The organism is Sporosarcina sp. Y838 (genome assembly GCF_056786515.1).
The window spans coordinates 396,871-418,167 of the sequence record NZ_JBXCJD010000001.1 but is presented as its reverse complement, the minus strand read 5'-3'; the positions used below and the strand labels follow the sequence as shown (position 1 = coordinate 418,167).

At 42.2% G+C, this 21,297-nt stretch carries 20 protein-coding genes; 2 read left to right on the top strand and 18 right to left on the bottom strand.

Annotated features, from left to right (window positions below):
- Positions 1 to 63 precede the first annotated feature (63 nt).
- From recG to AC1TO4_RS01990, 5 genes are all read right to left on the bottom strand, one after another.
- Positions 64 to 2,127 carry an ATP-dependent DNA helicase RecG gene (gene recG, locus AC1TO4_RS02010; RefSeq protein ID WP_482104040.1) on the bottom strand — a complete coding sequence of 688 codons (2,064 nt, stop codon included), beginning with the start codon at positions 2,125 to 2,127 and terminating at the stop codon, positions 64 to 66.
- The gene (gene sdaAA, locus AC1TO4_RS02005) at positions 2,093 to 3,001 is read right to left on the bottom strand and encodes an L-serine ammonia-lyase, iron-sulfur-dependent, subunit alpha (RefSeq protein ID WP_482103930.1); all 909 of its coding nucleotides are present in this window, start codon (positions 2,999 to 3,001) and stop codon (positions 2,093 to 2,095) included. The genes recG and sdaAA overlap by 35 nt, the downstream gene beginning before the upstream one ends.
- A 27-nt stretch (positions 3,002 to 3,028) precedes the next feature.
- Positions 3,029 to 3,691, bottom strand: a complete 663-nt coding sequence (gene sdaAB / locus AC1TO4_RS02000) for an L-serine ammonia-lyase, iron-sulfur-dependent subunit beta (protein WP_482100405.1) — start codon at positions 3,689 to 3,691, stop codon at positions 3,029 to 3,031.
- A gap of 138 nt (positions 3,692 to 3,829) precedes the next feature.
- Positions 3,830 to 5,497: a DAK2 domain-containing protein gene (locus tag AC1TO4_RS01995; protein WP_482103929.1), complete on the bottom strand. Its 1,668-nt coding sequence runs from the start codon at positions 5,495 to 5,497 to the stop codon at positions 3,830 to 3,832.
- 22 nt (positions 5,498 to 5,519) lie between these two features.
- Positions 5,520 to 5,882: an Asp23/Gls24 family envelope stress response protein gene (locus AC1TO4_RS01990; protein WP_482100403.1), complete on the bottom strand. Its 363-nt coding sequence runs from the start codon at positions 5,880 to 5,882 to the stop codon at positions 5,520 to 5,522.
- A gap of 217 nt (positions 5,883 to 6,099) precedes the next feature.
- On the opposite strand from AC1TO4_RS01990, the gene rpmB reads away from it, so the two are divergent.
- Positions 6,100 to 6,288 carry a 50S ribosomal protein L28 gene (gene rpmB, locus AC1TO4_RS01985; protein ID WP_482100402.1) on the top strand — a complete coding sequence of 63 codons (189 nt, stop codon included), beginning with the start codon at positions 6,100 to 6,102 and terminating at the stop codon, positions 6,286 to 6,288.
- An 82-nt stretch (positions 6,289 to 6,370) separates the two neighbouring features.
- Here the strand turns inward: rpmB and spoVM are convergent, their stop codons facing one another.
- From spoVM to gmk, 13 genes are all read right to left on the bottom strand, one after another.
- Positions 6,371 to 6,517, bottom strand: coding sequence for a stage V sporulation protein SpoVM (gene spoVM, locus AC1TO4_RS01980; protein ID WP_482103928.1), 147 nt, complete (start codon positions 6,515 to 6,517; stop codon positions 6,371 to 6,373).
- Between the two features lie 13 nt (positions 6,518 to 6,530).
- The gene (locus tag AC1TO4_RS01975; RefSeq protein WP_482103927.1) at positions 6,531 to 7,184 is read right to left on the bottom strand and encodes a thiamine diphosphokinase; all 654 of its coding nucleotides are present in this window, start codon (positions 7,182 to 7,184) and stop codon (positions 6,531 to 6,533) included.
- Entirely contained in the window at positions 7,181 to 7,849 is a 669-nt protein-coding gene (gene rpe / locus AC1TO4_RS01970; protein ID WP_482100399.1) for a ribulose-phosphate 3-epimerase, read from the bottom strand. The genes AC1TO4_RS01975 and rpe overlap by 4 nt, the downstream gene beginning before the upstream one ends.
- Complete coding sequence (gene rsgA / locus AC1TO4_RS01965; RefSeq protein WP_482100398.1) at positions 7,842 to 8,735, bottom strand: ribosome small subunit-dependent GTPase A; 894 nt, start codon at positions 8,733 to 8,735, stop codon at positions 7,842 to 7,844. Before rsgA ends, rpe begins: the two co-directional genes overlap by 8 nt.
- A gap of 28 nt (positions 8,736 to 8,763) precedes the next feature.
- A complete protein-coding gene (gene pknB, locus AC1TO4_RS01960; protein WP_482103926.1) occupies positions 8,764 to 10,776 on the bottom strand; it encodes a Stk1 family PASTA domain-containing Ser/Thr kinase in 2,013 nt (670 codons plus the stop codon).
- On the bottom strand, positions 10,773 to 11,531 hold the full coding sequence (locus AC1TO4_RS01955) for a Stp1/IreP family PP2C-type Ser/Thr phosphatase (protein WP_482100396.1): 759 nt from the start codon (positions 11,529 to 11,531) through the stop codon (positions 10,773 to 10,775). Before AC1TO4_RS01955 ends, pknB begins: the two co-directional genes overlap by 4 nt.
- A gap of 35 nt (positions 11,532 to 11,566) precedes the next feature.
- Entirely contained in the window at positions 11,567 to 12,925 is a 1,359-nt protein-coding gene (gene rsmB / locus AC1TO4_RS01950; protein ID WP_482103925.1) for a 16S rRNA (cytosine(967)-C(5))-methyltransferase RsmB, read from the bottom strand.
- Positions 12,922 to 13,863: a methionyl-tRNA formyltransferase gene (gene fmt / locus AC1TO4_RS01945; RefSeq protein WP_482103924.1), complete on the bottom strand. Its 942-nt coding sequence runs from the start codon at positions 13,861 to 13,863 to the stop codon at positions 12,922 to 12,924. Before fmt ends, rsmB begins: the two co-directional genes overlap by 4 nt.
- On the bottom strand, positions 13,860 to 14,378 hold the full coding sequence (gene def / locus AC1TO4_RS01940) for a peptide deformylase (protein ID WP_482103923.1): 519 nt from the start codon (positions 14,376 to 14,378) through the stop codon (positions 13,860 to 13,862). The genes fmt and def overlap by 4 nt, the downstream gene beginning before the upstream one ends.
- A gap of 505 nt (positions 14,379 to 14,883) precedes the next feature.
- Positions 14,884 to 17,295, bottom strand: coding sequence for a primosomal protein N' (gene priA / locus AC1TO4_RS01935; RefSeq protein ID WP_482103922.1), 2,412 nt, complete (start codon positions 17,293 to 17,295; stop codon positions 14,884 to 14,886).
- A complete protein-coding gene (coaBC, locus tag AC1TO4_RS01930) occupies positions 17,285 to 18,505 on the bottom strand; it encodes a bifunctional phosphopantothenoylcysteine decarboxylase/phosphopantothenate--cysteine ligase CoaBC (protein WP_482103921.1) in 1,221 nt (406 codons plus the stop codon). The genes priA and coaBC overlap by 11 nt, the downstream gene beginning before the upstream one ends.
- A gap of 100 nt (positions 18,506 to 18,605) precedes the next feature.
- On the bottom strand, positions 18,606 to 18,830 hold the full coding sequence (gene rpoZ / locus AC1TO4_RS01925) for a DNA-directed RNA polymerase subunit omega (protein WP_482100390.1): 225 nt from the start codon (positions 18,828 to 18,830) through the stop codon (positions 18,606 to 18,608).
- A 3-nt stretch (positions 18,831 to 18,833) separates the two neighbouring features.
- The gene (gene gmk, locus AC1TO4_RS01920; protein WP_482103920.1) at positions 18,834 to 19,451 is read right to left on the bottom strand and encodes a guanylate kinase; all 618 of its coding nucleotides are present in this window, start codon (positions 19,449 to 19,451) and stop codon (positions 18,834 to 18,836) included.
- 155 nt (positions 19,452 to 19,606) lie between these two features.
- Here gmk and AC1TO4_RS01915 point away from each other — a divergent pair, with 155 nt between their 5' ends.
- Positions 19,607 to 21,295, top strand: a complete 1,689-nt coding sequence (locus AC1TO4_RS01915; protein WP_482103919.1) for an Rqc2 family fibronectin-binding protein — start codon at positions 19,607 to 19,609, stop codon at positions 21,293 to 21,295.
- The last annotated feature ends 2 nt before the right edge of the window (positions 21,296 to 21,297 follow it).

The window sequence follows — 21,297 nt, the reverse complement described above, 5'->3', positions numbered from 1 at the left end:
CGACCGTTTAGATGCGACAAGTAAGAGGGATGTAGTTCAATCCCTCCATGCTGGAGTTAGACTTCAATCAATTCTATCGCCACTCAATGCACCCGACTGTTCCAAGTCTAATCGGAGGGAGCTGTATTCGGGGTTTTCCCAGAAATGACGTGACTCCAAAAGTCTCTCGGCATCTTTTCTTGCCGTTTCAAGCGCCCTGTAATCATGTACAGGATCAGCCACCTTGAACTCGGGTATACCACTTTGCTTTTTCCCGAAAAAATCGCCGGCACCTCTTAGCTCAAGATCTTTTTCCGCTAAGACAAATCCGTCATTCGTTTCCGTCATCGTCTGCATCCGTTCTTTTCCTTCTTCCGACTTCGGATCAGCTAGCAGAACGCAATAAGATTGTTCAGCCCCGCGCCCTACCCTTCCCCTCAACTGATGCAGCTGAGCAAGTCCGAACCGCGTCGCGTCGTAAATAAGCATGAAAGTAGCATTCGGCACGTTAACGCCAACCTCAACGACAGTTGTAGAGACAAGTACATTGATTTTGCAATCACTGAAATCTCGCATAATGGCATCTTTATCATCAGAATGGAGGCGACCATGCATAAGGCCGACTGTGTATTTACCGCTAAAATATGTAGATAATTGACTATGGACATCCACCGCATTCTGAACATCCAATTTATCGGATTCTTCGATAAGCGGACAAATGACATACGCCTGATATCCGGCATTCAACTCTTTTTCCATTTTCCGTAAAACAGGTTGCAAGGAGTCTTCTTTTAGCCAATGTGTTTCAATTTCTTTCCTGCCTGCTGGTAATTCATCTAAAATTGAGACATCCATTTCACCAAATGCAGTTATGGCAAGTGTCCGCGGAATTGGGGTTGCCGTCATGAACAAAACATCTGGATTCAATCCCTTATCCCGTAAAACACGCCGCTGTTCAACACCAAAACGATGCTGTTCATCCGTAATGACCAAGCCTGGATTTTTAAAAACTACATCAGGTTGAATCAGTGCATGCGTACCGATTAGTAGATTCACTTCACCCGACTCGAGTTTTTCAAGCAAATTTTTACGTGCTTTCGCTTTCGTTGAACCTGCAAGGAATGCCACAGTGACGCCGTGTGGTTCAAGCCATCCAGCAAGCGTCGTGGCATGTTGCTCTGCCAGGATTTCTGTCGGAGCCATTAGTGCACCTTGAAACCCGGCGGTAATAGCAGCATACAAAGCGATTGCTGCTACAACTGTCTTTCCGGAACCGACATCTCCTTGAAGTAGACGGTTCATCCGAGTTGGGCTTTTCAGTTCTATGCATAACTCATTGACAACTCTCTTTTGGGCTCCTGTCAATTCAAAAGGTAACGCCGCAATAAAGGTCTTAACCTTCTTTAAATCGTAATTGATGATTTGACCCTTCTCTGCTTCTTTCCGAGCTTTTTTCATGCCTAGCATTTTCAGCTGGAACATCAGTAATTCCTCGTAAACGAAACGTCTTCTTGCCTGTTTTACCTCTGCAGTGCTCTTTGGGAAATGAATCATCTCAAGAGCCTTCTCGATTCCTGGCAAGCGATAAAGTTCACGAATATCAGCGGGTAGTGTTTCCGTATGAATGCCTGAAGCTGCATCCATTGCACTGCGCATGATACGTCGAAACGTCTTCTGATGCATAACGCCTTTTAAGCTGTATACAGGCTCAAAGTCAGCTTGTTCCGTTTTGGGACCATCTTTGAAATTACTCACATTTATCACTTGTCTGCCACGATCCCATTTCCCGGTAACTGTAACAATCATTCCAGGTGCCAAACGATCTTTTAAATAGTGCTGATTAAAAAAAACCGCCTTCACAAGATGCCTTCCGGCAAGAAGGCGGACTTGTAGACGGGATCTATTTTTACCTAAAAAAAGTACAGATGGTTCACTTTCGACTCGACCTTCAATAGTAACCCGCTCATTATGCGGAGTTTCGGTCAAATCTTTCAACTGGAAGTCTTCATGGCGATACGGGAATGTCATGAAAAGGTCTTGGAGCGTGGAAATCCCAAGCGCTTCAAGCTGTTCACGGGCTGCTTTCCCCACCCCTTTTATCGTCGTGACAGAATTATGATTTGACAGTGTCACGATCGGCCTGTTCATTACCAAAAATTTTCGCTTCCAGTGCTTTTCCAGTCGGCGTAGCGGCCAGTCCACCTTTTCCTGTTTCTCGAAGTGCTGAAGGCATCGATTTACCTATTTTGTGCATCGCTTCAATCACTTCATCAGTCGGAATACGGCTTACCACACCCGCTAGTGCCATATCCGCACCAACAAGTGCTTTAGCTGCACCCATTGCATTACGTTTTACACAAGGCACTTCAACAAGTCCAGCAACTGGATCACAAACTAAACCTAGCATGTTTTTCATGACGATTGAAAATGCCTCTGCACTTTGTTGAGGAGTTCCGCCCGCCATTTCGACGATTGCAGCTGCTGCCATTGAACCAGCAGAACCCGTTTCAGCTTGACAACCACCTGCAGCACCCGATATCGACGCATTATTTGCGACGACAAATCCGAAAGCACCCGACGTAAATAGATAATTAATCATTTGTTCCCGTGTAGGGTTCAACTTATTTTTCACCGCAAACAATGTTCCTGGAACGATTCCCGCTGCGCCTGCGGTAGGTGTCGCACAGATTGTACCCATAGCTGCGTTCACTTCATTTGTGGCTACCGCTTTACTAACAGCATCCATTACGAGGTCTCCGGTTAGTGATTTCCCAGTCGCCATGTATTTTTGAATAAGGACTGCATCGCCGCCAGTTAGCCCAGAAGCCGAATGAACACCTTCCAGACCTCTTTCTACAGCTTTTTCCATCACAGTCAGGTTGTTATCCATCTGGGCGATGATTTCTTCTCTAGAGCGCTTTGTCATAAGTACTTCCTGTTCAATCATAATTTCTGAAATAGGCTTATTTTGCGACTCGGCAAGTGCAACGAGCTCTTTTACATTACTGAATAAAATATCCATCTATGTGTTCCTCCTCGTTTACTGTTATTAGTTTGCCAACGTTGATACTTGCGTTACGTTAGGTAGTAATTCCAACTCATTAATCAGTTCAGCATTTATCATTTGGTCGACTTCAATAACCATAAGTGCCATTTCACCTTTTTCTTTCCTGTCCACTTCCATATGTGCAATATTAATATTCAAATTAGCAATTGCATTGGAAACGCTCGCTATAACACCTGATCGGTCATTATGAACGATTAGTAGCGCTGGATAATGACCAGATAATCTAAGTGGGAAACCGTTAAGCTCAACGACTTCCATGGTGCCGCCTCCTATGGATATCCCAGTCAGTTCCATCGTACCTTCACTATCCCCAATAATTAAACGGGCTGTGTTCGGGTGTACTGCCTCTTCCTCTTCTGGAATAAATTCATATGTCAATCCCAGTTTTTCTGCATCAGCAAATGCTGATTTTATACGTTCATCGAAAGTATCATAATCTAATAATCCACCAATAATCGCTATATCGGTCCCGTGCCCTTTATACGTTTCTGCAAACGATCCGTATAAGTGGACTTTAGCCCATTGCGGTTGTCTGCCGAAAAGAGTTCTTGCTACGCGACCGATTCTTGCAGCACCTGCAGTATGTGAAGATGATGGTCCAATCATTACTGGTCCTATAATATCAAAAACTGATCTGAATTTCATAAATGAAACCTCCTTATAGTCAAGAACATACTGTTATTCATTTTACACGATAAATCTTTAAAAGACAAAAAATGTTGTTCGCATTACATCCATAAAAAAAAGCAGTGCGGCATTGCAGGCGCACTGCTTTTTACTTGGTTATTCAACAGAGATGATATATGGATATAAAGCCTGTTTCCCATTGAATAGTTCAACTTCTGTATGGTCAAAGTTATCCTCTGCAAAACTTGCTATAGCAGTTGCTTCTTCCTTACTGACATCTTCACCATAAATAATTGTAACGATTTCATCGTCTTCATCGATAAGCGTTTTTAGTAGTGTTTTTATAACATTCTCTAGAGAAGGTTCCGATGTAATGATTTTACTTCCTGAGATTCCCATAAAGTCATCTTTTGTAATTTCAATGCCATCGATTGACGTATCTCTCACTGCATATGTCACTTGTCCCGTTTTTACAGATGATGCTGCTTCCAACATCAGGGTAGCATTAACACTTACTTCCGCTTCCGGATTAAATGCTAGAATGGCTGCAAGTCCTTCTGGCACCGTTTTTGTAGAAACAACGGCAGCTTCTATACCAGCGAGTTCGGCTGCTTGCTCAGCTGCCATAATGATGTTTTTATTATTCGGTAAGATAATGACCTTTTCAGCACCCACTTCACGAATCGCCTTTACGATATCCTCGGTAGATGGATTCATCGTCTGCCCGCCCTCAATCACCACGGAAGCACCTAAACTTTTAAATAATTCAGAAATCCCGGCTCCCATTGCAACTGTAACGACCGCATAAGGATGTTTTACCGTCTCTTCTTTTATCATATTTTGCGCTGAATGATTTACTCCCACGATTTCAAGATGTTGCTGGCGCATATTTTCAATCTTGATGTTGATGAGAGAACCAAATTTTTGTCCATAACTCAGTGCATCACCAGGTTCTTCAGTATGAATATGTACTTTTGCGACTTCCTCATCGGAGATAACTAAGAGTGAATCACCAAATTGGCTTAATCCATTTCGGAAGTCTGATTCATCATATGGATTTGTTTGCAATTTATCGTCTTCAAACTTCACCATAAATTCCGTGCAATATCCAAATTCAATGTCTTCCGTATTCATGTAACCTTGTACGCTTCGATGATGTTCTGCACTAACCAACTCATCCATCGATTCGACAATTGTTCTTTCAGGGAGCGCTTCACCTTTCAATACTGCAAGGAAACCTTCATATACATAAACTAAACCTTGTCCACCGCTATCTACAACGCCAACTTCCTTCAAAACAGGTAGCAAGTCAGGTGTACGTTCGAGTGAAGCAATAGATTCCATTACTATCGCTTCCATCACTTCAATGAAGTCATTTGTATGCGTAGCTTTTTCCACTCCGGCATTTGAAGCATCTTTAGCGACTGTTAAAATTGTTCCTTCAACAGGCTTCATAACTGCTTTATAAGCTGTTTCTACGCCATACTTCAAGGCAGCTGCGAATTGTGTGCCGTCGACATCAGATTCATTTTCAATTGCTTTTGCAAAGCCTCTGAATAACTGTGAAAGAATGACACCCGAATTACCACGTGCTCCCATCAGTAATCCTTTTGATAGCGCTTGTGAAGTTTGACCAATGTGCGCAACCGCATTTTCTTCCGTCTCTTTTGCTCCTGATGTCATTGATAAATTCATGTTGGTGCCGGTATCTCCATCAGGTACTGGAAAGACGTTTAGTGAATCGACATAATCGGCATTTTGATAAAGATGATGAGAACCCATTTTTATCATTTCCGCAAATTTCAAACCATCTATGGATTTCATAGAACTTTTTTCCTCCTTCAACCTACAGGTTTGTCACTCGGACTCCCTGAACAAAAATATTAACAGACTTCACAGTCATGCCGACTGTCTTTTTCAATGTATACTTTACTTTTGATTGGACTTGGTATGCAACTTCTGTAATTTTTGTACCGTATCCAACAATTACATACATATCAATATGCGTATCTTCACCAACATTACGGACGATGACCCCACGCGCAAAGTTTTCTTTTCTGAGGATTTCGGTAAGGCCATCTCGAATCTGATGCCTTGAAGCCATACCAACAATCCCATAACATTCGATAGCCGCTTCCCCTACTACTTGGGTAATGACGTCATTTGTAATGTCAATTTTGCCGTATTCGTTCTTCACTTCGATTGACATGTCTAATCCCCCTTGAATCCTTTTTCACTTATCCCATTGTACTATACCTGAAATTATAATAAAAGAAAGCACATCTAAGAGTTTCAACGTGTAAAGGTATTTACCTTGAAAGATGTCGCAAAAAAGGGTTGCAACGTGCCTATTCATATGATACATTATTATGGTATGCGAATAAAGAAGTAAGTCATCTAATCATCATTCGCAAGGAGGTACTATTATGTCTAAAGAATGTGTTATTACAGGACGCAAAGCCCGTACAGGCAATGCACGCTCCCACGCATTGAACTCAACTCGTCGTTCATGGGGTGCGAACCTTCAAAAAGTCCGTATTCTCGTTAACGGTAAACCTAAACGTGTATGGGTCTCAGCTAGAGCCCTTAAATCAGGTAAAGTTCAACGTGTATAATGGACTGTAATTCTAATTTGGGTGCCATCCATATCGATTGGCACCCAAGTTTAGAGGAAATAAAACGCCGAGCTGAATTTCTTCAGCCCGGCGTTTTTTCTTTTTTCCTTTTTTTACTCTTGTTGTTACTTGCAGTTGCTTTCGGTGATTCATCTTTTTGGAAAACAACCATGCACTTCCTCACTATTCCACTCACAAACTTCGGCATTGTAAAAGTATAAACCCGCAATTCCCCACTCCTTTCAGGAATCTGAACTCCTTACCATTAAGCATATGCCTTTGTAGAAGGAGATAGTACAGACTTCTGAAACTGGTTCATTGCTCGTGAATAAGGTCATGCCTGTTTCGAGGGTAGCATTAGTCGTTTCATATTTGAATCCGGTAAGCGTTAGACCTTCAACGGTTCCCCCAAATGGAAAAAAGGATATGTATGGATAGCGGGTACCCGGCTTCACTTGATGCTCTCCCGGAATAAGTATCGAAAGCTCATTCGTTCTATTATGAATTGAAAATGTTGTTTGCTTATTAGCCATCTGAAGCCGGTACATCAGATGAAGGGCAGATTCCATATGATCTAGCCTTCCACCTGTAACACCTGTCAAAACAATATGTTCAGGTTGATAGGATAGAGCGCGATTCACTGCGAGTTCCAAATCCGTCTCATCCTTCTCAGAACGAAATCGGCCTATTATCTGGACCGATGTAGCAATCAAATCGTATTCAACTTCAGAAACCGAATCAAAATCACCGATTGCTTCAAGAGGAGTAATTCCTCTATTTAGTAAGTGAAGTGCTCCTCTATCCGCACCGATGAACACCGTATCTACATGACGGAATTTTTCCAAATCGGCTATCTCAGAAGCTGGTCCGCCTGCACAAACGACTGCATATTTCATTTTTTCAGTGCTCTTTCACCTGCTGCTTTGATACGATGTAATGCTTCCGTAGGATTTGGCGCATTATAGATGGCTGATCCCGCAACAAAAATTGTAGCCCCAGCTTCCACGCAAGGAACAATTGTTTCTTCATTAATGCCTCCATCGATTTCTATTTCAATGGGGAGCTTATTTTCACGAATAATATCTGCCAACTGTTTCACTTTTGGAATAACGGAGTGAATGAACTTTTGGCCACCAAATCCCGGATTAACCGTCATGAACAAAACCAAGTCGATTTCATCAAGAACATGTAGAATCGTTTCAATCGGTGTGTGCGGATTTAAAACGACCCCGGATTTCACGCCCGTGGACCGTATCAACTGTAGTGTACGATGTAGATGGGGACACGCTTCTACATGTACTGTGATGTAATCTGCCCCCGCTTTAGCAAATTGCTCAATATATGCATTCGGGTTTTCAATCATTAAATGAACGTCAAGCGGCAATTTCGTTATAGGTCTAAGCGCTTCTACAACAATTGCTCCCATTGTGATATTCGGAACGAAGTGACCATCCATCACATCTATATGAATGAGTTCAGCTCCTGCTGCTTCTACTTCTCTCACTTCCTCAGCAAGCTTTGAAAAATCTGCCGCTAATATTGAAGGTGCAATTTTAATCATGTTTTTCATACCTCGGCTTTCGGTCAAGTATTTCTTGCATGAACTGCAAGTAGTGATCGTAGCGGTGACGTGGAATTTCTCCAGTCTCCACCATTTCTTTTACTGCACATTTAGGCTCTTTCAAATGCAAGCACCCTCGAAATCTGCAGTTTGGTGAAACTTCATCCATATCAACAAAATAACGGGATAGTTCCTCTTTCTCAATATGATCGAATTCGAGTGAACTAAACCCTGGAGTATCTGCAACAAGGCCACCTGACATCTCAAGCAATTCAACATGTCGCGTCGTATGTTTCCCACGTCCAAGTGCTTCGGAGATAACGCCCGTTTTCAAATCGAGTTCAGGCAATATTGTGTTTAACATAGTTGATTTACCTACACCTGATTGGCCAGCAAGAACAGTCGTTTTTTCCGCCAAGTATGGGTTCAACAAGTCCACCAGCTTCGGATCGTCAATATATGTCTCGATTACATCATAGCCAATCTTTTCATAATACGCAGCATGCTGGGCTACTACTCTCAATTCTTCTTCATTCGCTAAATCTTTTTTCGTTAAGCAAATAATCGGCTTCACATCAAATGATTCGACGACAACGAGGAACCTATCTAGTAAATAAAGACTGAATGCTGGCTCCACAATCGAGAATACCAACAGCGCCTGGTGAACGTTCGAAATTGGCGGACGAACAAGCTCATTAAAGCGTTCATGCACCTCAGTTACAGTCGCATCGTTATCTTCAACCCGCACATAGGTAACAAAATCTCCGACTAACGGATGGACGCCACGGTTTCTAAAAACCCCACGCCCTCTACATTGTATAATTTCTCCGTTATTTTCAACATAGTAATAGCCACTAATTGCTTTTCTGATTTGTCCTTCTGGCATTCTTTCACCCCTTCTATTTAGCGTCGCGTTAAGGGACTTCTTTCTCAATGATCATTGTCGAATCCCGTGTAACTTTATACGCTCCGCTTTGTCCTTCTTCTAATTTAAGAGTAATTTGTTTTTGTATTGTTTTCGTAATGGGGAATTCTTCGATAGGGCTGGTCATCGTATTATCTTTGTCTTGAACATAAATACGGATCATCTGCTCAACCGGTTTAGGTTGGATTTCATTTTCAGTATCATTCTCTACGTCAGAATCGACTTCTTCACCTGATTCAGGTTCATTTACTTCAGGATTAGGTTCAATTACTTCAGGTTTATATTCAATTGTCACAGTTTCTACATATAACCTAGTCGATTTTTCCTTCTGTCCTTTTGATACAACTACTTCCACTTTTCCACCTTTTTCAATGCTACTTCCCGCAACTGGATCTTGAGAAATGACTTGCCCTGCAGGTACGGTGTCGTGATACTCTTGTTTCCCAGCCCCAATATTGAATCCTGATGTTTTTGCATATTCCTTCAGTTGGTCGTTATCGAACCCTACTATATTACCAACGGTTCGCATATCTTTCCCTTTGCTAACAGTAAACACTAAATCTGTTTCACTCGGAACTACATCCGTACCCGGTTCATGACTTTGTTCTAAAATGGTTCCCTCAGGCTCATCAGAAAATTCTTCTTCCGATTTTACACTTTTAAAATCGAAGTTTTCCAGAAGTTCAGTAACTGACGAGTATTCTCGTTTCCTATAATCGAGAAGGGTCATCTCTTCTTTTCCCGTACTAATATAGAGGGTAACTGATGAACCTTCTTCCCTTTCTATTCCAGCCTCAGGCATTGTTCTAATCACATCTCCTGCATCGACATCATTAGATGGCTGCGCAGTTCTTTCATCGACCTTAAAACCCTTTTCAACAAGCAAGTCTTCCGCGGCTTTTTCTTCCATTCCAGCTACCTCCGGAATTTCGACCATTTTAGGTCCTAGCACGCCCGGAATCTGAGATAAAAGTAATAACAGAATTATCACGCCGAAGACGCCTCCCACGATGAATGGCCACTTTTTACGTTTTTTCTTAGGCAATGGAGGTTGTTCTGGCTCAACCGGCTCGATTTTCTTCGTTATTTCAATATTATCAAATTTTGGTGCTTCGTTTACAATCGGAATAGCCCGTGTATGATCATCGTCAAATACAATTTCGAATTTCTTCTCATCGGCACGTTCTGGTAATAGTACAGTGCCTAAATCATCATACATTTCATCCGCTGAATCATAACGATATGTGGCATCTTTCATAGTAGCCTTTAAAATAACGTTTTCCACACTTTGTGGAATCGTTGGGAACAGCTTCTTTACAGATGGTGTTTCTTCCTGTAAATGTTTCAATGCAATCGCTACTGCTGTATCGGCCGAAAACGGTAATTCGCCTGAAAGTAATTCATAAAATACGATCCCCAACGAATAAATGTCTGATTTCTTTGTTGCCATTCTGCCACGTGCTTGTTCAGGTGACAAGTAGTGAACGGTTCCAATGACAGAGTTTGTTTTTGTATGGGCTGTTGCGCTCAGTGCCATCGCAATTCCGAAATCAGTAATTTTCACATCCCCATCTGAATCCATTAGAATGTTCTGGGGTTTAACATCTCGATGGATGATTCCATTATGATGGGCATTCGCCAAAGCAGACACAATCTGCTGCATAATCGGTAAAGCCTGTTCAGGCGTTAAAGGACCATTATCTTTAATAAACTGTTTCAAAGTCTGCCCTTCAATATACTCCATCACAAGGTAGTGAAGTTCGTCTTCTTCACCAACATCAAATATGTCGACAATATGAGGATGTGTAAGACTAGTTGCGGATAGTGCCTCACGTTTAAATCTTCTTTTTAAAGCCTCTTCATTGGCAAAATCATAATTGAGCACCTTGATTGCGACATCGCGATCTAAAATGACATCATGTGCAAGGTAGACTTTTGACATACCACCCTCACCGATGTTTCTAACAATTTCATATCGCCCGCCAATTCTTTTCCCGATCATGGATTAGTCGCCTCCACTCCGGTCGGATCAATCAAAATGACAGTTATATTATCTTCTCCGCCCATGTCGTTCGCGTAGTTAACAAGATCTTCCGCCTTCTTACGTAACGTAGAATTTGATAGCACCATTTTTCGTATGGAATCATTGTCGATTTTATTACTAAGACCGTCCGTGCAAATGAGTACGAACATTCCATCGTCCAGCTCAAACGAATAAAGGTCCGGTGTTATTGTTTTTTCAGAACCAATTGCTTTCATAATCCAGTTCTTTCGTGGATGGGACGCTGCCTCCTCTTCGGTAATTTCACCGCTGTCAAGGAGTGCATTGACGTAGGAATGGTCCCGGGTCACTTGCCGTATTCCTTTATCTTCGATTGTGTATACACGACTGTCTCCGGTATGCGATACAAGACAAGTACGACCGCGAATTAAAGCCGCCTCAAGTGTAGTACCCATTCCTTTATACTCTTCATTTTCAGACGCTTGTTTATAGATTATCTCGTTCACATGAATGATGGCCTTCTGAAGCCACTCCGCCCAGTTCTCTTCCGCATTAAAAGTTGAACTATCCAATTTCATGAATTGTTCTCCAATAACTTTGACCGCAGTCGAACTAGCATAGTCACCTCCACGATGGCCACCCATACCATCTGCAGCTACAGCAAGAATAATCCCCCCAGGAAGTGTGTATACCGCTGCACTATCTTCATTGACCGTTCTTTTCTTACCAATGTCAGTCAAGACTTCAAATTGCAATGTCCATCTCCCCTTTTCCACTCGAGTCCCTCTACTTATTTAACTTTCTTTCGGAAAGCTGCAACAAAAAATCCATCGCTACCAAAATGTTGCGGTAGCACTTGTAGTGTATTGTCTTCAATCGCTAATTTCTCATTACCAATCAATTGTGTCAACGGAATCTTTTCCATGTCTGGATGACGTGTAAGGAAACGTTCTGCCATCCCCTGATTTTCGGAATATTCCACAGTACATGTACTGTAGACAATTACCCCATCCGGTTTTATCAATTCGCGAGCCGTGTCGAGAAGGTCCGATTGAATAACTGTTAATGCATCAAAGTCTGCTTTCGTTTTATTGTATTTGATTTCGGGTTTTCTACGAATAACACCGAGACCACTGCAGGGAGCATCGACGAGGATACGATCGAACGAAGCCAAGTCATAAAGATCCGTCAATTTCCGACTGTCACCGCTTAATGCTTTGATGGATGATAAACCAAGTCTGGTTGCATTCGCTTCAATAAGCTTCAGTTTATGTTCATGAAGATCATGTGCGAATACTTCTCCTTCGTCATTCATCTTTTCAGCTATATGGGTCGTCTTACCTCCAGGCGCTGCACACATATCAAGTACTTTCATGCCAGGCGATAAATCTAGAGCCAGGATTGGAAGCATTGAACTTTCGTCTTGGATAGAGATAAGCCCTTTTTTATAGGTTTGTGTATTGGCGAGATTTCCACTCTCGGAAATGATGCACTCCGCAACTACTTCACCTCTTCTAACTTCGATTCCTTCCGACTCAAGTAAGGCAATTACTTCTTCCGTAGTTGCTTTTGCTGTGTTGACACGCACCGTCATCGCCGCCGGATGATTGTTTTCATGCGCCATCACAGCTGCTTCTTCCTCACCAAATTGTTCAATCCATCTCTTAATAAGCCATTCGGGATGACTCGTTTCTATCGATGTCTTCAGACTACTGTCTTCCATATCATCCAGTGAACGGACACCTTTTCGTAATACTGAACGAAGAATACCATTCACTGTTGGTGCAATCCGTTTGTGACCACGTCTTTTTGCAATTTCCACTGCCTCATGGACAACCGCATGCGGAGGGATTTTCGTCAAATAGACAATTTGGTATAACGATAACCTAAGAAGTTCTCGTACCCAGCCGTCCAGTTTTCCGTGAACAAAAGGTTCAAGATAGTAATCGAGCGTCATCCGATGTTGGAGTGTGCCGTAAGTCAATTCTGTTAACAGGCCACGATCTTTGGTCTCAATACCATACTTTTCAATTGTTCTGTGAAGCAACAGATTGCTATAAGCCTGATGTTCATTTATTTCCATCAATATTGAAAGAGCCGCATCGCGGACATTGCCATTCCATATTTTCTTTTTAGGTCTAGTATTCACTCGAAACGATCCCCTTTACTCCATTTAGATCCGGTCCCTCGAATGAATTCATCCGCAGGCATCCGTTTTTTTCCGGCTGGCTGAAGATCCGTTAAAGCTACAGCTATATCATCGCCGGCTTTTACAATAATGCGATTGCTCTCAATTTCGATAATTGTACCAGGCAATGCATTGTCGTTCGATTGTACTTTCTCACTCCACCAAATTTTAACACTTTCTCCTTGGAAAGTAGTATAAGCAACCGGCCACGGATGAAGTCCACGAATTTTATCATAGATTGCTTTTCCATTTTGGGACCAGTCAATCCGTTCCTGCTCGCGGGAAATATTGCGTGCAAATGTTACAAGTGATTCATCTTGAACAGTTTGCTTATTTGTTCCATTCAATATGGAGGGCAACGTTTCTTTAAGAAGCTCCGTTCCTGCCACCGATAATGCTTTGAACATACTCCCCGTGTTGTCCGTATCTGAAATGGGGACAGTCACTTGAGAAATAATATCGCCTGCATCGAGTTTTTCAACCATATACATAATTGTGACACCCGTTTCTGTTTCACCGTCCATGATGGCTTTGTGAATCGGTGCTCCACCGCGGTATTTTGGCAGTAATGAGGCATGTACGTTAATGCAGCCGAGTCGTGGAATTTCCAACAGTTCTTTAGGTAAAATCTGCCCAAATGCTGCAGTTACAATCAAATCCGGTTTGAGTGCGATTATTTCCTCGAGCTCAGCTGAACCTTTCAGTTTTTCAGGCTGAATGACTGATAGTCCGAGTCGAAGTGCCTCAGCTTTAACTGGAGGAGGTGTTAAAATTCTTTTTCGTCCAACAGCTCTATCCGGCTGAGTAACAACCGCTGCGATTGTATGTCCTTCTTCATAGAGCATTGTCAGAACTGCTACCGAAAATTCGGGTGTTCCCATAAAGACAATCTTGGTCATTGATTTCCACCTCCACTATTTAGTGACTCATCTTCTTCTTCTTCAAGTACCAATTCTGATGGGTCAACAATACGAATAATTTTAGAGTTGAATAATACGCCATTTAAATGATCTATTTCATGTAGGATGGCACGTGCCTCATAATCTTCTGCCTCTAGCTCGTATAGATCTCCGTTTCGTTCTTGCGCCTCTACACGTACAAAAAATGGTCTTTCCACTTCGCCGAATAAGTCAGGGAAACTAAGACAGCCCTCTACCTCTATTTCAGAGCCTCCGATTGCAGTCACAACAGGATTTATCATTTCAATGACTTCCTGCCCTTCGCCCATATCGACAATTGCTACACGGACAGCTTCGCCAACTTGCGGTGCTGCAAGACCAATTCCATCTGCATCCACCATTGTGTCGTACATATCATCGAGTAGCTTATAAAGCTTCTTATCAAATTTATTTACTTCTTTACATTGTTGTAGAAGAACCGGAGCCGGATGCTTCACAATTTTACGTATAGCCAAAACTATTCCTCTTTTCTATCTATGGTGTCTGAATCAATTTCATAATAGAGGATTTTGTCTTAAAATCCGAACAAGGTTGATTGTAACGAGAGGCGGACGCTTTCCGTTACAATCAACGAAAATCCATGCAAATGAATATTTGATTAAGAAATTTCGTTTACGTTAGAGTTTTCAATCAAAATAAACAATTATGATATTGACTCATCTAAAAATTTTTATATTGGGGATAATTCAACTTAGAGATTCCTCGTTAAGCTTTTGATCAGTCCAGCTACGAGTGCCAGATGCTCGGGTCATAAGGCAGTCAGGCTGTGCGGCTAAAGAACGCCGCGTCGCCAGCCCACCTTATGCCTGTCGCATCTAGGCGGCACTCTACGCTTTTGTTTAGTCCAGCTACGAGTGCCAGATGCTCGGGTCATAAGTTGGTCCGGCAGTGCGGCTGAAGAACGCCGCGCAGCCAGCCCCCTTATGCCTGTCGCATCTAGGCGGCACTCTACGCTTTTGTTTAGTAAATAGACGCGGGTTCTACGTCAACCGTCATTGTCAGACCTGATTTTATCCAATCCGTACGGTAGTATTTAATGAGCTGTTGGAGCGTTTCTGTTAACTTGGGCTCTTTTTTATATTTTATCAAACATTGGTAGCGATATCGATTGTTAACTCGACTAATGGCGGCTGCAGTCGGTCCAATGACGACAGTATCTGCAGACAAATTGGCTTTCAAATAGCGTGCACCTTTATCCGCAAAGTCAGCTACTTTCAATAAATCCTCATGTGTGAACTGAACGAGTGTGACGAAATAGAAAGGCGGATAGCCATATTGTCTTCTCGCGGCCATTTCCATATTGTAAAACGGTTCATAATGTTGGGCTTTGGCCAAATCGATTGCATAATGTTCAGGAGAATAGGTCTGAATGAACACCTCTCCAGGCAATTCATGACGTCCGGCACGTCCACTCACCTGCGTCATCAGTTGAAAGGTTTTTTCTGCGGCACGAAAATCGGCTAGATGCAGTGTTGTATCCGCCGCGAGGACTCCTACTAGTGTGATATTAGGGAAATCAAGCCCTTTAGCAATCATTTGCGTACCGAGCAGAATATCGGCATTCCCTTCACTGAACTGCCTGAGCAACCGTTCATGTGAACCTTTTTGTCTTGTTGTATCTACGTCCATTCGAAGGACTCGTGCTTCGGGAAACAGTTTTGCAATTTCTTCTTGGGCTTTTTGAGTCCCTGTTCCAAAAAAACGTATATGTTCACTTTTACACTCTGGACAAACTTGTGGGACGCGTTCTTCATGACCGCAATAATGACATTTCAGCTGTTCATGTGCACGGTGGTAGGTGAGCGAGATATCACAGTTTGGACATTCGACAACTGTACCGCAATCTCTACAGAGAACGAATGATGAAAAGCCGCGCTTGTTAAGAAACAGAACGATTTGTTCTCTTTTCTCCAATCGTATGCGGATTGCCTCGGCAAGTGGCAATGAAAACATCGAGCGGTTACCTAACTTCAATTCTTCTCGCATATCAACTACATTTACTGTAGGCAGGGCTTGATCTCTCGGTCGTTTAGTCAGCGTCAGCAGTGTATATACACCTTTTGATGCCCGCGCATATGACTCCAATGAAGGCGTTGCACTGCCGAGAACGACTGGACAATTGTAATATTTCGCGCGTCTAATGGCTACATCCCTAGCATGGTAGCGCGGGGTATCATCTTGTTTATAGGTTGACTCATGCTCTTCGTCTAAAATAATGATGCCTAAATTTTCGAAAGGTGCAAATACCGCCGACCTTGCACCGACAACTACTTTTACTTCCCCACGTTTTATTTTTCGCCACTCATCGTATTTTTCACCTGCAGACAACCCGCTGTGCATAACTGCGACTAACGCCCCGAAACGAGCAAGAAATCGGGATGTCATTTGCGGTGTTAACGCAATTTCCGGTACAAGGACGATTGCCTCTTTGCCTTTATCCAACACACGTTTAATAGCCTGTAAATACACTTCAGTTTTACCGCTACCAGTCACTCCATGAAGTAGGAAAGACTCAGCATGTTGTTCATCTGAAGCAGTCGAGATGTGATCAAGGGCAATTTGCTGCTCACTCGTCAACTGCTCCGGAATTGCCGTATCTTTTAATTGTGGTGCATCAGGTTCACGATAGACTTCCGCTGATTCCTCAAAAGCTGCCCCTCTTTCAATAACCGCTTTTAAAATAGCTGGTTGAATACCTGATTGTTCCATTAGTTGTTTCGCACTGATTGTCTTCTCAGCGCGTTCAATCATCCACTGAATCAATTCCGCTTGTTTTTTCGCTTTTAGATGAACGGAATCGTACAATTCAAGGAGTTTCTTTTCATCTGCCATACGAATCATTCGCACTTTTTTCACAGCCGTTTGCTGACCTACGGCTGTATCTACCGAAACAATTCCTTGACTCGCATAGCTTTTTAATATTTTCATAAGATCGGATGTGTCTACTTCTTTTAGCTTAATTCGCTTCCTACCCGATAGAAAAGCAATAAAATCTTCGTCGACGATACGTGCGGGCTCCTCGACGACAATGAACTTTTCATATTTGGCACGCATTGCGGAAGGCAGCATTACCTGTAGCGCATCTATTTCATAGGACAAAGTTTCTACTGCAAGCCATCCGGATAATTCGAGCAGTTCATGGGAAATGACAGGATCCAAATCAATAAGCTCATCAATTGGTTTCACTTTTGACAAAGCAAGGTCGCTTTCCCCTTTTAGCTTTGTTACATAACCAAGCACTTTCCTAGGTCCGAATGGTACTTTTACTCGTACTCCGGGTTCGATTACGGATTCCATTGATTCTGGAACGAGGTAATCAAACGGCCTGTCAATTGGATAAGCCGCCACATCTACAATGACTTCAGCAATCATTGAGTTGTTCACTTTCTTCTTGAATTATATTTTCCAGAAGTAGGAGCGCCAATTCTTTTTTAGGCATTGCAAGGAAAGGTTTTTGCATTCCGTATTTTGACAAGAGTGTTACGACATTTGTATCTCTTCCGAATCCCGCTTCTGGATCTGTCACATCATTAATGATTATGTAATCGAGATTTTTACTTTCCATTTTGCCCAAACCATAGTTGATTACATTTTCAGTTTCCGCAGCAAAACCGACAAGAATCTGATCTGTTTTCATTGTCCCTATCGTCTTCAATATATCAGTTGTTCTTTCAAGCTCAATGACGGAATCTCCCGCTTGCTTTTTTATCTTTTGAGCGTGAATCTCTCTCGGACGGTAATCTGCGACGGCAGCAGCTTTTATAACAATTGACGCATCATCGAATTGCCCAAGGACTGCTTCGTACATCTCTGCAGCACTTTCTACATCAATGACAGTTACACCAACCGGCTTGTCCAATCCGACAGGTCCTGAAATTAGAACGGTTTCAGCACCTAGCGCCACAGCTGCTTCCGCCATCGCATAGCCCATTTTACCGCTTGAAAAATTCGACACATATCTTACCGGATCGATTCTTTCACGTGTAGGACCAGCTGTAATTACAACTTTCTTTCCTTCAAGAGGTAGGTTTTTTTTCGTAGCAAACCGATTTTCTATCAGGTCCACAATCTTTTCTGGCTCTTCCAAACGCCCTTTCCCTACATAGCCGCATGCCAAAAAGCCAACGGACGGCTCAATGAATTTGTAGCCATCTTCGTGCAACGTTTTAATATTTCGGATAACTGCTTTATTTTCATACATGTGAATGTTCATAGCTGGAGCAATCCAAACTTCTGCCTGAGTAGCCAAAAGAGTTGTTGTTACCATATCATCGGAAATGCCATTCGCCAGTTTACCTATAACGTTCGCTGTTGCCGGAGCAACAACTACTAAATCAGCCCAATCAGCCAAGTCGATATGCGCTATAACACTAGACTCTTTCTCATCGAATGTATCAAAGTAAACATCATTCCGTGACATCGCTTGGAATGTCAAAGGTGTAACAAATTCTTTTGCAGACTCCGTCATGATGACCCTCACTGTTGCCCCGGCCTGTGATAGCTTACTAACAAGTGCAACAGCTTTATAGACCGCGATTCCGCCAGTTACACAAAGGAGGATTTTTTTATTTAACAACTTCATCTCTTCCCTTCTAAAATGACAAACTCCCAAAGAAAAACACATTTCTAAGGGAGTATCACATTTATCTATTTAGACACTAATTTTAAACCTGGAACTTTTATTACACTTCATCTTCATAAACGATAGAATCGTCCGATTTCTTTTTCGATAAAACGCCAGCAGCAACTTCTTCAAGTGCTTTGCCTACATTCTTTTTAGAGTCATAAGAAGAAAGGAGTTTAGTCCCTTCCTCCTGCATTTGACGTGCTCGTTTTGAAGCGAGTGTTACGAGTGTGTATTTTGAATCAATTTTCTCTTTTAACGAATCGATTGATGGAGTTAACATGATTTATTCCCCTCTCAGCATACCTAAATATAACTTTTCTACACGTTCTCTGCGGCAATGTTCTGCGATGACAATTGCATTAATACGTTCGCAGGCATTTGTTACTTCGTCGTTTTCCACGACGTAATCGTACAAGTTCATCATTTCAAACTCATCACGCGCTTTCAATATACGCGATGCAATAACATCGGCTTTTTCGGTTCCTCTTCCAACTAACCGATCTTCCAACTCCGACAAACTTGGGGGTGCGAGGAATATAAATAGCCCGTCTGGAACTTTTGACCTTACCTGTGCTGCTCCGACGACTTCAATCTCAAGGAATACATCTCTCCCTGCATCGAGCGTTTCATTGACATAATCAAGCGGAGTACCGTAATAATTGCCTACATACTCTGCGTATTCCAGAAGTTTACCTTCCTCGATTAACCGTTCAAATTCATCTCTAGACTTGAAAAAGTAATCAACGCCATCCACTTCGCCTTCACGTGGACTTCTCGTTGTCATCGAGATAGAGTATTCGTAGTTTGTATCCGGTTGTGTAAAAAGCTCTTTTCGAACCGTCCCTTTGCCCACACCAGATGGTCCGGACAGGACGATTAGAAGCCCACGTTTTTTATACATGCGATCCCTCTTCTTATCTAATCTGATTTACGGTGATTATTGGCATAATCAAGCCGATGTTGCACTCAATTGATTGAAACAATCTGTTCATATTATACCATATAAGGTCGTTGTAGTGCTAAAATGGGGAAAAACGATTTGAAAGAGGAATCCGTATGGCATTTGATGGTTTATTCACAACGGCAATGGTGCAGGAACTACAAGTCTTACAAAATGGACGTATTTCTAAAATCCATCAGCCTAACGCACAGGAAGTTGTATTTCTAATACGTGCAGATGGCAAAAATCAAAAACTTCTAATTTCAATTCATTCATCTTATTCACGTATCCAACTGACAGAAGAAGCAATTACAAACCCATCTGAACCTCCTTTGTTTTGCATGGTTCTTCGAAAACATCTGGAAGGTGGTTCGATTACATCTATCGGTCAATTCGGCACAGACAGGATTATCACAATGGATGTCAAGGCAAAAAATGAAATTGGGGATGAAATTAACAGAAGATTATACATCGAAATTATGGGTAGACACAGTAACTTGCTGCTTGTCGATCCGGAACGTAATATCATCATCGAAAGTATGAAACACTTGCCGCCATCGGTGAATAGTTACCGGACGATATTGCCCGGACAACCTTTCATACCCGCACCACCACAAGATAAATTAAATCCATTTACAGTCACTGAGCAACAATTTAATGAATTGTACCCTGATTTAGAAAGCGCTCGTGATGTTGTCCAGAAATTTTCTGGTTTTTCTCCGATTAATGCGGAAGAATTACTGTTCAGGTTCAAAGAAGCGAAGGCCGACAAATATTCAGTGTTCACAACTCTCCTCGCTTCATTCAATGGAGTAGGAAGCACACCAAACATTTCCGAAGTCGGGACCAAAACCATTTTCTCTGCAACTGAACTGACATACGCGGACAATAAGCTTGCACAATATAATACGCTCGGTGACTTGTTGGATAAAGTGTATTTCGCACGGGCTGAAAGAGAACGTGTCAAATCTCAAGCCGCAGACCTAGAACGTTGGCTAGACAACGAAGTAGCCAAATTGAATCTAAAAGTGAAGAAGCTTATAAAAGAAAAAGAAGCTGCCGGGAAGCTAGATACGTTTCAGCTTTATGGAGAGTTACTTACTGCAAATAGCTACGCCATTGAAAAAGGTGCAACGGAAGCAACTGTCTCCAACTATTACGATGAAGGCACTACCGTAACAATTCCGCTAGATCCTAGGAAATCTCCGATTGATAACGCGCAACGCTTTTATTCACGTTATTCAAAAGCGAAAACGGCGCTTATCATGATTGCAGAGCAACTCGAAAAAGCAGCAGAGGATATCGCTTACTTCGAAATGATAAAACAACAAGTACTGCAAGCATCCCCTATAGACATCGCAGAAATACGTGAAGAACTAGCGGAACTTGGCTTTTTAAAGGCTCGTAAGTCAAAAAAGAAGCTTAAACCGAAAAAACCAGTGCCTGAAACATTCATTTCATCTGCAGGCCTGAAAATTTCTGTTGGTAAAAACAATAAGCAAAATGATTATTTAACATTTAAGCTTGCTTCTAGAGAACAAACTTGGCTTCATACAAAAGATATACCGGGATCACACGTTGTTATCCATGACGCTAATCCCGATGATGAAACGATTCGCGAAGCAGCAATTCTATCTGCATACTTCAGTAAAGCTCGCGGTTCTTCAGCTGTACCAGTTGACTATACGGAAGTGCGCCATGTTAAAAAACCAAATGGTTCGAAACCTGGATTCGTCATCTACTTTGAACAAAAAACGATATTAGTAGACCCTGATGAAGATATAGTGATGAAACTTAAAAAATAAAA